Consider the following 12,394-nt stretch of genomic DNA (forward strand, 5'->3'; position numbering starts at 1 on the left):
CCATCTGTTATAACAATGAGGAAGAGGGCCGTTTTGGTACCCAGGCCTGGAATTCCCTTCAACAATGTAAGTTGGTGTTGTTGGTCCTGCTTTACCAATAAAAGCAACCTTTCCTCCAGTGCCTTTACCTCCTTGTCCAAATGCTTGAGGTCACGCTTGAGGGATTGATGGACAAACTTGGAGGGAATGCCCAAAGTTTCCTCCCCGTGCAGCTTGTTCTTGGTGGCGGTGCGCTTCTTCAGATAGCTGTCCAGTAACCTAAAAAGCTGCAGACACTCGGCCTGTACATCCGTAAGGGCGCTGTAAAGCGGAACCTCGTTCACAAGGGCATATTCACAGATGGCCTTTGCATCGCTCTTGTCGGTCTTTACCTTGGCAAGCTTCATCTGGATGAAACGCTTTACCGATAATGGGTTTACTACCGAAACGACAACGCCGTGCTTAAAAAGATACTGTGCCAGTCGATAGTGATAATATCCGGTGGCCTCCATCACCACGAGCGAGCCCTGGGCAATAGCCTTTAAAAAAGAACTGAAACCCTTCGGGGTATTATCGAACTGATGATGGGCATCATCAGAGCACACCACATCAAAGACATCCTTACTGATGTCCACTCCGTAAATTTTGCTATATTTATTCATAGAAAAACAAATGACGAAAGGACAGTCTACTCTGGTTTCACCAACTTAAAAACGAGGTCAGGGCCTCAAAGATCTGAACGAAATTAAAGTAGAAAAGAGCGGGGATTATCAATGTTGACGGAATCAAAAGTTCCACTGGTAACCTTAACCTTACTCCGCTCTTTTGTTCTTTCTGATTTAATATTTAAAGTTAACTGTTTTAATTAAAATCAAACTTAAGATGGTAACCGTTGCACAACCCCTTAATTTTTTTAGACCTGAACCAATATAAGCCGTTTTAAGCGGCCTTGCTTTTTTGGTCAGGCTTGAATAGGAACCAGATTTGGTGCTCTTAAAAAATGCCATGCTACATTCTGGAGCACTGTTTTTGGCAAAAAATACAAAAAAAGGCTTTCCGCCCCGCTCTTTGCCCCTCGCTGGAGCGCGATTGCATTGCGTTCCTCGCTGGATTGCATCGCGTTCCATCCAGATTGTTCTTCAACTGCTAAAGACTCGTTCAATCCTCCCTATTTATAAATTCACTTACATGCAGGAGCAGGCCCACGGCTTAAAGCTTTTTTCCCTATATTTGATTTCTCCCCACTTAATTTGCTTCTTATTACGGTTTTCCGTACTGCAAAAGCTTTACTTTTAAATTTAATTTATATTTGGAATCAATAACTTGCGCACATGTGCGGGATAACAGCAATAATAGTTTAAAAACATGCGTATATACACATGTTGGCAACAAGCTAAAAATGAAAACAACAAATGAAGAGTAAACAGGAAAAACTTAATTTCTTAACTTCTATAAAGAAAGAAACAGAAATACATACGATACTTGAAGAATTACTTCCTGAAATGGGGTTTTCTGACGTAAAAGTGACCCACGAAAAGGGTAATAAACCTGAATTTGGAAAAGACTTAGTTTGTTCATATTTGGATGAAATAGAAGGTAAAAAGGATTGGTTTGCATTTGTTGTAAAAAAGGGTAAAGTATCAGGTTCAACAGGAGTTGTAAGAGAAATAGAAGATCAGGTTTTCGAATGTTTTAAATACCCTTACAAATCCTTAGAACAAACAAAAAAAATCCCAATTAATAAAGTAAAAATTATAACTAACGAACATTTTTCATCAGGAGCAAAAGACAAAATTTTTGATAGCAATAATGATGAAAGAGCAAATATTGATTTTTGGGATGGAGAAAAGTTAATATACTTCATTGATAAATATTACCCTAAATTTTGGGTAAGAGGTTCAAAGCAATACAAAAAATATATTGAAAGACTTCAAGAAAGGATTAAAACCGACAACACCATAAAGTCTTTAAGCATTGATAATAAAAAAGTTGAGAAGCTTTTGAATAATATGATTGAACCAAAGCTATCAGAAAGAATTACCAATGAAGATGGTTCAATAAAATGGATTAGCAAAAAGGCAGACACCATTATCAACCTACCGCATAATTCATTAATCATTGGAGAACCAGGGTGTGGCAAGTCTACACTTTTTAAAACTCTTTCAAATGAAATAATTACACAAAATTCACTAAGGAACAATCAGGATTTTTATCCTATAATTCTCACCTTTAAAGAAATAGAACAAGCTAACTTTGATTTAGAATTTGCAATAGAGTGTTATTTTAATAAAGATTGGAATGTTGATTTAGGAATTGATTCAAAAGGAATTATAATAACAGAGAATTGTGCTGTATTTATTGACGCACTTGATGAATTAGCAAAAAAAGAATCAAAAGAAAAGGCTTTACAGTCAGTAGCAGACTTCAATGAAAAATTTCCAAACATAAAAGTAATTTGCTCCTCTAGACCTTCTGATTACTTATTTCATAATTCAGAAGCGATTGGATTTAGGTATATGGAAGTCAATGACTTGAATAGACAACAGATTGAATTATTTTTAAGCAATTATTTTAGTGAAGACCTGATTAAATCAAAATCACTTTTGAAGTCGCTTAAAGACTCTGAAATTCTTGAAAAACTTCCAAAAACACCTTTGACAATTGCATTAATCACAATGTTGTTTGACGAAAAAGAAATTGAAATACCTGCAACAATCACTGACTTATATGAATTATTTGTAAATCTTTTAATTGGAAAAACAACTTCAACTGAAACAACTGAACTTATTGAAGTTGGCATAAAACATAGAATTTTATGCTATGTCGCTAAGGATTTACACACTAATTTAAAATCAAGTATTTCAAAAAATGAATTAAAAGATTTGATTTTAAAGTATTCAACTGAAAGAGGACAAAAGTTTGATATAAGTCAAGTGCTTGAGGAAATTCTTGACCAAATTGGCCTTCTATTTATCAATGATAAAGGTGAAATATCTTTCAAACACCAATCATTTCAGGAGTATTTTACTGCATATGAAATTTTCCATCATAGACAATCTGACAGAAAATTATTTATTGATAAGTTCAATAATTTATGGTGGCAAAATGTAGCAATATTTTACGCAGGTATGGCTAAAGATTCACCCAAGTTTCTTGAAGAAGTTCTTGAAAATAGTAAGCCTAAAAGTCTTGCTGAATACATATCGAATACAGGAGGTCTAGGAAGATTACTTCAAGCATTATATAACACTCCAATTGAACAAAGAAAAAAGGGTATTCAAAGAGGATTGGAAAATACAAGTGAGATTTTAAAACTTGTTTCCAATACAGAAGCAACTCCTGACAGAAAAGACCTAATTTTTTGGCAAAATTTTTCGACTTATGGCTTAATGCAAATTTTTGGAGGATGGTTTAAACATAATAATTGGTCAATTACTTTAAAAGAACCAATGTCAGAATACTTTGATGAAAACATAAACCTTTTGGATACTGAAACAACAGATGAAAAAGTCTTCAATTTAGAATTTCAACTTTTTTTGGTTTCGTCTATACTTGCTTCCGATTCATTTATTGATTTTGATAGGTTTAAAGAATTAGTTGATAAATCAAAGTTATCAAACCTTGATATACTTGCAATTTTAGATACACATTACAAAACCTTAATGAAGCATTTGCCAAAGACATATAGAAAAGATGCTACCTTAAATTCTATTCATAAAAAGTTAAGAAAACGTATACAAACAAATCCTGATTTTGCAGATGAAGTAAACAAACCCATAAACAAAAGAAAACTAGAATGAAGCCAGTTGCCAACAGCGTGTATAAGAAATAGCGTGTTCAGTGCTAAATCAAAGGGCAGTACTTTTAACAAAATTCAGTGCTAAACTGAAAGTGAAGTTCTTTTTAATCCGCTACTTCTCATACACGCAAACCGTTGGTGGTAATTTTAATAGACACCTCTCAATGAGAAGAAAAACGATAATTTTAATAGGTTTCATTGGACTTAAATTCTTCCTGCAATACTTTCTATTTAGTAGTGACTATGAACTGCACCGAGACGAATATTTGCATCTTGACCAAGCAAATCACTTGGCTTGGGGTTATCTTTCGGTTCCACCCTTAACTTCTTGGACATCATATTTTATTCAAATACTTGGCAATTCATTTTTTTGGATTAAGTTCCTTCCTGCCTTGTATGGGGCATTGACAATTTATGTTGTTTGGAAAGCCATAGAAGAATTAAATGGAAATCTGTTTGCATTGATTTTAGGTGCAACTTGTGTTTTATTTTCTGCACTTTTGCGACTAAATACTTTGTACCAACCCAATTCTTTTGACGTATTAAGTTGGACTGTTTTATACTTTATATTGCTGAAATATATCAAAACGGATGATACAAAGTGGCTGTATTTAGCAGCAATAGCATTTGCAATCGGCTTTTTAAATAAGTATAACATTGCTTTTCTATTAATCGGACTTGTACCTTCATTGTTGATTACTGAGCATAGGAAAATATTTTTAAAACCTACTTTGTATTTTGCCATTTTAGTAGGCTTGGTTTTAATCTTGCCTAATCTTGTTTGGCAATACAATAATAATTTCCCAGTCTTTCACCATTTAAAAGAATTGGCAGAAACTCAATTAGTAAATGTAAATCGATTTGATTTTTTGAAGAATCAGTTGCTCTTTTTTATGGGTTCACTAATAGTAATTTTTGCATCATTTTATGCTTTGCTTTTTTACAAGCCTTTCAACAAGTATAGACTATTCTTTTTCTCTTTCATCTTTACTTTAATTGCTTTTATTTATTTTAAGGCAAAAGACTATTATGCCATTGGTATTTACCCAATTTATATTGCTTTTGGTTCTGTTTATATTGCAGACATTTTAAAAGACGGTTGGAGAAAATATTTACAACCAGTTGCAATTGCTGTACCCATACTATTATTTATTCCAATTTATAATGTTGCGTTTCCGAATAAAAGCCCAGAATACATTGTTCAGCATTCAGAAAAATATAAAAAGTTGGGTTTGTTACGTTGGGAAGATGGCAAAGACCATTTAATACCACAGGATTTTGCAGATATGCTTGGTTGGAAAGAATTAGCCTTGAAAGTTGATAGCATATACTCAAAAATACCGAATAAAGAAAAGACACTAATTCTTTGCGACAACTATGGACAGGCAGGAGCAATAAATTATTATACACGACAAAAAATAAAGGCAGTTTCATTCAACGCTGACTATATAGAATGGTTTGACCTTACTAAAAGCTATTTGAACTTAATCAGAATTAAAGAAGTAAATCAAACAGATTCTGAACTTAAAGAAACATCTCCTTTTTTTCAAAATTCAACTTTTGCAGACTCAATAACTAACCAATATGCAAGAGAGTTTGGGACAGGAATATTTGTCTTTACAGGTGCAAAAATTGACATTAGACAAAGAATTAAAGATGAAATTGCCGAAAAGAAAAACTACCGCTAACAAGGGTTTTGCGTCAGGCGGGCTGACGTGCAAACTTGGAGCTTTGTGCTTCTAATGAACTTTAGTAATAAATTGAAACTTTGTGCTCCGAAACCCGCCCGAACGCAAAGCCCGAAACCGTTGGCGGTAATTTAAAAACAGAATGTAATAATGGAATTTAATTTTAGAAAAATAGAGAAAAAAGATAAAGACAAAGTCTTGGAATTATTCAAAGAAGCAGCTGAAAAAATTAACAAAATGAATATTGACCATTGGCAATATTGGAAAAATCCACCTAAAGAAAAAATAGAATGGGTAGAAGAAGGCATTCTAAATAATGAATTTTTTTTCATCAAGGAGCTAAACGGAAAAAATATAGGTATGGTTAGAATTCTTGATGAAGACTTACTTTATTGGGGAAAACAAAAAGAAAAGGCAAAATACGTCCATTCCTTAGTAATTAAAGAAGATTATAATGGGAAAGGACTCGGAACTAAAATACTTCAAAAGATTGAAACAACTGCTAAAACTGATAATTGTAAGTATTTAAGACTTGATGCAGACTCTAAAAATCCAAAGCTTTGCCAATATTATGAAAAAATAGGATTTGAAAAAATGGGAATCAAAGAATTGCCCTTATCCAATTATAATCTATACGAAAAGAAAATATAAAAACTACCGCCAACAATAGTAACCGTTGCACAACCCCTTAATTTTTTTAGACCGGAACCAATATAAGCCGTTTTAAGCGGCCTTGCTTTTTTGGTCAGGCTTGAATAGGAACCAGATTTGGTGCTCTTAAAAAATGCCATGCTACATTCTGGAGCACTGTTTTTGGCAAAAAAACACAGAACAAGGCTTTCCGCCCCGCTCTTTGCCCCTCGCTGGTGCGCGATTGCATTGCGTTCCTCGCTGGATTGCATCGCGTTCCATCCAGATTGTTCTTCAACTGCTAAAGACTCGTTCAACCCTCCCTATTTATAAATCCACTTACATGCAGGAGCAGGCCTACGGCTTAAAGCTTTTTTCCCTATATTTGATTTCTCCCCACTTAATTTGCTTCTTATTACGGTTTTCCGTACTGCAAAAGCTTTACTTTTAAATTTATATTTGGAATCAATAACTTGCGCACATGTGCGGGATAACAGCAATAACAGTTTAAAAACATGCGTATATTCACATGTTATAGGGCATTTTAGAACGACCACACAATGGACAGATACAGAGAAACATTTGACACTTGGAACAACGTTGCTTCTATATACCAAGACAAGTTTATGGACTTGGACTTGTATAACGACACTTATGATTATATCTGTACTTCCATTGACAAACCAAAAGCAAAACTATTGGAAATCGGTTGCGGACCCGGAAATATCACTAAATATCTTTTATCCAAAAGACCCGACTTTGATATTTTGGGAATTGACATTGCACCAAATATGATTGAACTTGCAAAATTGAATAATCCGACAGCACACTTTGCGGTTATGGACAGCCGACAAATCAACAATCTTGACACAAAATATGACGGAATTATTTGTGGTTTTTGTTTGCCTTATTTGTCGCATATCGAAAGCAATGAACTGATTTCTAACTCTTACGACTTATTAAACGATAACGGCTTGATATATTTAAGTTTTGTAGAGGGCGACCCAGACAAATCGGATTTTAAAGTTGGTAGCGGTGGAAGAGTTTACTTTAACTTTCATAATTTGGACAACTTAAAAGCCCAGCTCATTAGGACAAAATTTGACGAAATAGAAATTTTTAAAATGAAGTATAAAACATCAGAAACAGAATTCGACATTCACACAATACTGACAGCGAAGAAGAAAAACGCCCTATAACACGGGTTTTGCGTCAGGCGGGCTGACGTGCAAACTTGGAGCTTTGTGCTTCTAATAAACTTTAGTAATAAATTGAAACTTTGTGCTCCGAAACCCGCCCGAACGCAAAGCCCCGAACCGTTACCAGCAATTCAAAACGAACAATATGAAAATCATTACTTTACTTATTGGATTAACCCTAATCTGTTTTCAAGTAAATGCTCAAAAAATTATTGACGTGCACCTGCACGGCGATATTGATCCTGCAAAACAACTCAGCAGCCTTGAAAAAAGCGGTGTGTACTTAGTGGCAGTAAGTACTTCCTGGGCACAGCAGCAAACCTATCAAGGCAATGAAAAATTAAAAGTATTGCACGGTTTGTTCGTACCCTGTCCCAATGGCAAAGTCCCCTACAGCCTGCAACAATGTTTTGAAGACGGCAAAGAATGGCCCGATATAAACTGGGTGGAACAACAAATACAAAAAGAGAAAATTGATTTCTTAGGAGAAGTGCTTACGCAATACTATGGTATTTCCATGTCCGACAGCCTTATGTATCCATATTATGCATTGGCAGAAAAGTATGGATTACCTGTAGGTATTCACACAGGCTCAGCAGGGCCGGGCCATGGCAGCCCGAACTTTAAAGAGGAATTGGGCAATCCTCTTTTGCTGAAAGAAGCATTACAGCAATTTCCGAAGCTAAAGGTTTGGCTGATGCATAGCGGTGGACCCTATGCCAGCGAGTTTATGGAGATGATGAAAACGTATCCGCAACTGTACGCGGATATTTCCGTGTTGAACAATCCGAGAATCATTCCTCCAGAAGAATTTGCAGTAGCAATGAAGGAGTTGATAGATGCAGGTCTTGAGGACCGATTGATGTTTGGGTCGGATAATGCCGATATTAAAGCGACAATAGATGCCATTGAGCGATTGGATTTTCTCAATGAAGCACAAAAGAGGAAAATTTATTACGAGAATGCTGAAAAGTTTTTTGCACAATAAAGATAAAGCACTGCTGGTAAATGCGTGTATAACTTATGGCGGCTGTAGTGCTAAAACCAAACATATTGCATTTATTATCTTTCGGTTTAACCAAAAGGTTGGCGCGCAAAAACCGTCACAAGTCATACACACAAACCGTTAGCAGCAACTCTGAAACGACCTTGCAAAGATTAAACAGAACGACAATGAAACCAAACATACTTTTATTTCTGAGCACTTTAACTCTGTTGACTTCGTGCAATGGCCAGACAACTGATAAGAAAAATAACTCGAACCCATTTATAAATGGCGACACTGTAATGGAACTTGGAAGCAGTATAATGGTTGTTTACCAAGACAAGAAAAATGTTTATTGGTTTGGAAGTTGGGAAACAGGAGTTTATAGATATGATGGAAAGAAATTGATAAATTACACAACAATGCACGGTTTGCCAAACAATAGAGTTGATGAAATACAACAAGATGAATCTGGTGATATATACTTCACCAGCTTTTATCCAAAGCCGACCATTGTTAAGTTTGACGGAAATACATTTACAACATTAGCTCCAATCCCCAGCAATGATTGGCAACTTAAATCGACAGATTTATGGTTTAAACATACGTACGATTTAGAAAATTACGTTTATCGGTATGACGGTACAACTTTACATAAATTGCAGTTGCCTGAGCCACCAAGTCTACCCAATCCTTTTGGAGTTTACAGTATTTATAAAGACATAAAAGGAAATATTTGGTTTGGTACAAACCCTGTTGGTGTTTGCCGATATGATGGAGAATCGTTTGATTGGATAACCGAAGAAGATGTGACCGAATTTCGTAACGAAGGAGCAAACGGAGTGCGCTCAATTACGGAAGATAAAAATGGTGACTTTTGGTTCAATACCGAAAACCGTTATAGTATTTATGACCACCTAACATTAAATAGCGATACGTTTTATACAAGACACGAAAGCATAGGTAGTTTAGATGAAAAAAATACAAGTGGCCTAAATGAGTATCTATCAACAGTAAAAGACAACAATAATAATTTATGGTTTGTAACTTACCGAAGTGGTGTTTGGAAATACGACGGGACGAAAATTACTCATTATGCCGTTCAAGATAACTCACAAGACATTACGCTATTTAGCATTTACAAAGACAACAATGGTGACCTTTGGCTTGGAACACACGAGAACGGAGCATATAAGTTTAACGGTCAAACATTTGAGAAGTTTAAACCATAACAGAAAAAAAGAGCAGCTGCTAACAGCGGTAACCGTTGCACAACCCCTTAATTTTTTAAGTCCGAACCAATATAAGCCGTTTTAAGCGGCTTTGTTTTTTTGATTGGACTTGAGAATGAGCCAAATTTGGTGCTTTTAAAAAAAGCCATGCTACATTCTGAAGCACTATTTTTGGCAAAAAATATAAAACAAGGCTTTCCGCCCCGCTCTTTGCGCGTTTTTGGATAAACTTGAGGTATTTCTTGAGGTTGTAGGCCATCGCCGAGAGGTGCATGCACTTGTTGGCCTGTTTAATGCCAATGGTATTGACCTTGCGAAGCCCCATAAACTCCTTGAGGGTTCCAAAGACAGGCTCCACGGTGCTTTGCCGTTTGCTTTTTAGATACCGACCAGTGGGGCTTTTTATTCTCGCTATGTTGCGTTCATATTCTTCCCGGTAAGCAGTGATATTGATCCGCTTTTCGTGGCTTTTACCTATACAGCTTTCTTTGATGGGACATCCCTTGCAATCACTTCGTTTTGTAAAATAATTATCCTTTAATGTGCCTTTTTCAAGTTTCTGCTTGCGGAAGGTTACTTTCTTTCCCTAAAAAGACCACGGGGTCTATGCTTTTTTGCCCACTTTGTCCATAGAACTTATTGGTGAGCGGGTAAAGAAAGTCCAGGTCTAGAACTTCTTTTAGCCGTCGGTAAAAATTTTCTTTTGAAACCCTATCACTTAGCTTAAAGCTTGTGAAGAGTTTTTCCTGATAGTTTTTCTTGCCTTGCATAGGCATGAAATTAATAAACTTCTCAATTTTATACAAGCCTTTTGCTATATTTGAAGAGGTGGTTGTGCAACAGGCACAAGGTGTATAAGCAATAGCTCGTGCAAAGCCAACTCGCAAAAGCCGCTACTGCTCATACACAAACCGTTGGCAAACATTAAAACGAACCTCTGTTCCAAACCAAAGAATTGTAGTCCATAAAAAATGAATATTGAAAAAATCTTAAATGAAATTGGAGAAACTTATTCACCAATATCCATTGAATGCCAAGAGGAATTTATTGCCAATTCAAAAATTAGCACGTTTAAAAAAGGGGAAATTGTGGTTCGTGAAGGACAATTTTCTAAAAAAGGATATCTAATTGTGCAAGGTTGTTCTAGAGCCTATTATCTAAAAGACGGAAAGGACATTTCTGACTGGTTTACTTTTGAAAATCAGATTATGGCTTCAGTAGTGAGTTTTTTCAGCAAAGAGCCGAGTCCTCATTATGTTGAGTTCATTGAAGATTCAACAGTAATTGAGTTTTCAAAAGATACTGTTGATATACTTACTGATAAATATCACGATTTTGAACGTTTTATAAGCAAAGTAGTAACCGAAACTATGTTAGGTTTGTGCGAAAGATTGTATACCATTCAGTTCAATAAAGCCGAGGAACGATACAAACACCTTTTAGCCATTTATCCTGACATAACAAACAGAATTCCGCTTACTCATATTGCTTCTTATTTAGGCATTACGCTTGAAACTTTGAGTAGAATAAGAAACCCCAAAAACCGAATTTGATCTATATCAAATGATACCGCTTCCTTTAGTTTGACCTTTGCAATAAATAATTACAAATGGGAGAACAAAATACACAACTAACATCAATTTGGGGAAAATGGTGGGTATCTATTAGAAAATGGTTTTATCCTGCTTGGTTAATCTACGAAACCACCGTTCGCTTTTACGACTATTCAGAAGCTACCTATCTTTTTTTCATCACAGAAAATTATATGGGAGAACTTGGTTCACAAATCTTAGCTGTGCTCTGTAGCATTGCCACTTTTGCAATTTGCAGCTTCTTTTTAACCGTTCCTACCACTTTTATCCTCTATAAATTCTTCAAAATAGAAAATTTATCAGGAACACAATTTGAATCAAAAATCAAAAAATATTTCTAAAATAGATGAAGAAAATACTCATTATAAATGGGCATCCTGACAAGGAAAGCTTTAGTTTTGGACTTTCAGAAGCCTATAAAAAAGGTGCTGAAAAATCAAATGCTGAAATAAAAGAAATTAATATCCGAGAATTAACCTTCAACCCAAACCTAGAATTTGGCTACAGAAAACGAACCGAATTAGAACCCGATTTACTAGATGCACAGGATAAAATAAAATGGGCAGACCATATAGTTTGGGTTTATCCTGTTTGGTGGAGCTCTGTACCAGCAATAATGAAAGGTTTTTTAGACCGGATTTTACTTCCAGGATTTGCATTTAAAAAAAGAGAAAATTCATTGTTTTCTGATAAATGCCTAACAGGTAAATCTGCCAGAATAATTTGCACAATGGATCAACCAACTTGGTTTTACAAATTGGTTTACAGAAGTCCTAGCCACAATGCGATGAAAAAAGGAACATTACATTATATTGGCATAAAAAAAGTGCGAATTACAGCCATTGGACCTATACGTCTTTCTACAGAAGAATTTAGAGCAAAATGGTTGAATAAAGTTGAAAAATTAGGACAGATGAATAAGTAATAACAGAAACAATTAATACAAGCTTGTGAAGAAATAACGTTTGCCAACACTGTATCCTATGAAAAGCACTAATCCCGTTCTTCAAAAATAATATTTTTATTTTAATTATCTCATAATGATGATTTTGGGGTGTTGGAATGTTGATAATTCCGATAGGATTATCACTATTTCAATACCATATAACTTGCTCCGCATCCTATATGTGATCCATCGTCCAAGCGCGGTCACCGGCATCTGTATGATTATAAGTTATAATAAACCTGGTCACTTGCTAAAAAGATGTGGTCTAAATTTTATCCAGCCACCTACATTATTTTGTGATACAGGCTTTTAATACTTCTTTGTGAGCTTTGTTATCTGTTTAT

General features: G+C 35.3%; 13 protein-coding genes and 1 pseudogene. 9 read left to right on the forward strand and 5 right to left on the reverse strand.

Annotated elements, in window-relative coordinates; genetic code table 11:
* On the reverse strand, nt 1-641 hold a 641-nt coding region (locus tag LS48_RS07335), incomplete at its 3' end, for an IS110 family transposase (RefSeq protein WP_062621549.1).
* 177 nt (nt 642-818) lie between these two features.
* Complete coding sequence (locus LS48_RS07340) at nt 819-1,106, reverse strand: hypothetical protein (protein WP_062621551.1); 288 nt, start codon at nt 1,104-1,106, stop codon at nt 819-821.
* 285 nt (nt 1,107-1,391) lie between these two features.
* On the opposite strand from LS48_RS07340, the gene LS48_RS07345 reads away from it, so the two are divergent.
* From LS48_RS07345 to LS48_RS07355, 3 genes are all read left to right on the forward strand, one after another.
* Complete coding sequence (locus tag LS48_RS07345) at nt 1,392-3,779, forward strand: NACHT domain-containing protein (RefSeq protein ID WP_062621553.1); 2,388 nt, start codon at nt 1,392-1,394, stop codon at nt 3,777-3,779.
* Nucleotides 3,780-3,942: 163 nt separating this feature from the next.
* Nucleotides 3,943-5,466, forward strand: coding sequence for a glycosyltransferase family 39 protein (locus LS48_RS07350; RefSeq protein ID WP_062621555.1), 1,524 nt, complete (start codon nt 3,943-3,945; stop codon nt 5,464-5,466).
* A gap of 150 nt (nt 5,467-5,616) precedes the next feature.
* Nucleotides 5,617-6,117 carry a GNAT family N-acetyltransferase gene (locus LS48_RS07355; protein WP_062621557.1) on the forward strand — a complete coding sequence of 167 codons (501 nt, stop codon included), beginning with the start codon at nt 5,617-5,619 and terminating at the stop codon, nt 6,115-6,117.
* On the opposite strand, the gene LS48_RS07360 is transcribed toward LS48_RS07355, so the two are convergent.
* Nucleotides 6,090-6,413 (reverse strand): hypothetical protein, encoded by a 324-nt coding sequence (locus LS48_RS07360; protein WP_131807706.1) that lies wholly within the window; start codon nt 6,411-6,413, stop codon nt 6,090-6,092. The two genes, LS48_RS07355 and LS48_RS07360, sit on opposite strands and share 28 nt — an antisense overlap.
* 243 nt (nt 6,414-6,656) lie before the next feature.
* Here LS48_RS07360 and LS48_RS07365 point away from each other — a divergent pair, with 243 nt between their 5' ends.
* From LS48_RS07365 to LS48_RS07375, 3 genes are all read left to right on the forward strand, one after another.
* Complete coding sequence (locus LS48_RS07365; RefSeq protein ID WP_062621561.1) at nt 6,657-7,295, forward strand: class I SAM-dependent methyltransferase; 639 nt, start codon at nt 6,657-6,659, stop codon at nt 7,293-7,295.
* Nucleotides 7,296-7,440: 145 nt separating this feature from the next.
* Nucleotides 7,441-8,283, forward strand: a complete 843-nt coding sequence (locus LS48_RS07370) for an amidohydrolase family protein (RefSeq protein ID WP_062622085.1) — start codon at nt 7,441-7,443, stop codon at nt 8,281-8,283.
* Between the two features lie 185 nt (nt 8,284-8,468).
* Nucleotides 8,469-9,512, forward strand: a complete 1,044-nt coding sequence (locus LS48_RS07375) for a ligand-binding sensor domain-containing protein (RefSeq protein WP_157881724.1) — start codon at nt 8,469-8,471, stop codon at nt 9,510-9,512.
* 190 nt (nt 9,513-9,702) lie between these two features.
* On the opposite strand, the pseudogene LS48_RS15185 reads toward LS48_RS07375, so the two are convergent.
* Both LS48_RS15185 and LS48_RS07380 read right to left on the reverse strand, forming a co-directional pair.
* Nucleotides 9,703-10,098, reverse strand: a pseudogene (locus tag LS48_RS15185) (transposase); the annotation flags it as partial.
* Nucleotides 10,064-10,288 carry a transposase gene (locus LS48_RS07380; RefSeq protein WP_045081071.1) on the reverse strand — a complete coding sequence of 75 codons (225 nt, stop codon included), beginning with the start codon at nt 10,286-10,288 and terminating at the stop codon, nt 10,064-10,066. The pseudogene LS48_RS15185 and the gene LS48_RS07380, both read right to left, overlap by 35 nt.
* A 195-nt stretch (nt 10,289-10,483) precedes the next feature.
* Between LS48_RS07380 and LS48_RS07385 the strand changes: the two genes are divergently transcribed.
* Genes LS48_RS07385 through LS48_RS07395 form a run of 3 tightly spaced genes read left to right on the forward strand, consistent with a single transcriptional unit; the run spans nt 10,484 to nt 12,029 of the window.
* Nucleotides 10,484-11,065, forward strand: a complete 582-nt coding sequence (locus tag LS48_RS07385) for a Crp/Fnr family transcriptional regulator (protein WP_062621572.1) — start codon at nt 10,484-10,486, stop codon at nt 11,063-11,065.
* 56 nt (nt 11,066-11,121) lie between these two features.
* Nucleotides 11,122-11,445, forward strand: a complete 324-nt coding sequence (locus LS48_RS07390; RefSeq protein ID WP_045081069.1) for a hypothetical protein — start codon at nt 11,122-11,124, stop codon at nt 11,443-11,445.
* 5 nt (nt 11,446-11,450) lie between these two features.
* Entirely contained in the window at nt 11,451-12,029 is a 579-nt protein-coding gene (locus LS48_RS07395; RefSeq protein ID WP_062621574.1) for an NAD(P)H-dependent oxidoreductase, read from the forward strand.
* Nucleotides 12,030-12,394: the final 365 nt, after the last annotated feature.

It is taken from the genome of Aequorivita aquimaris (assembly GCF_001573155.1).
In the GTDB taxonomy this organism is placed as follows: Bacteria; Bacteroidota; Bacteroidia; order Flavobacteriales; family Flavobacteriaceae; genus Aequorivita; species Aequorivita aquimaris.

Coding starts and splice junctions, on each gene's coding strand:
- LS48_RS07380 (WP_045081071.1), bottom strand. CDS start 10,288: ATGCCTATGCAAGGCAAGAAAAACTATCAGGAAAAACTCTTCACAAGC.
- LS48_RS07375 (WP_157881724.1), top strand. CDS start 8,469: ATGAAACCAAACATACTTTTATTTCTGAGCACTTTAACTCTGTTGACT.
- LS48_RS07345 (WP_062621553.1), top strand. CDS start 1,392: ATGAAGAGTAAACAGGAAAAACTTAATTTCTTAACTTCTATAAAGAAA.
- LS48_RS07390 (WP_045081069.1), top strand. CDS start 11,122: ATGGGAGAACAAAATACACAACTAACATCAATTTGGGGAAAATGGTGG.
- LS48_RS07385 (WP_062621572.1), top strand. CDS start 10,484: ATGAATATTGAAAAAATCTTAAATGAAATTGGAGAAACTTATTCACCA.
- LS48_RS07355 (WP_062621557.1), top strand. CDS start 5,617: ATGGAATTTAATTTTAGAAAAATAGAGAAAAAAGATAAAGACAAAGTC.
- LS48_RS07340 (WP_062621551.1), bottom strand. CDS start 1,106: ATGGAACGCGATGCAATCCAGCGAGGAACGCAATGCAATCGCGCTCCA.
- LS48_RS07395 (WP_062621574.1), top strand. CDS start 11,451: ATGAAGAAAATACTCATTATAAATGGGCATCCTGACAAGGAAAGCTTT.
- LS48_RS07365 (WP_062621561.1), top strand. CDS start 6,657: ATGGACAGATACAGAGAAACATTTGACACTTGGAACAACGTTGCTTCT.
- LS48_RS07370 (WP_062622085.1), top strand. CDS start 7,441: ATGAAAATCATTACTTTACTTATTGGATTAACCCTAATCTGTTTTCAA.
- LS48_RS07350 (WP_062621555.1), top strand. CDS start 3,943: ATGAGAAGAAAAACGATAATTTTAATAGGTTTCATTGGACTTAAATTC.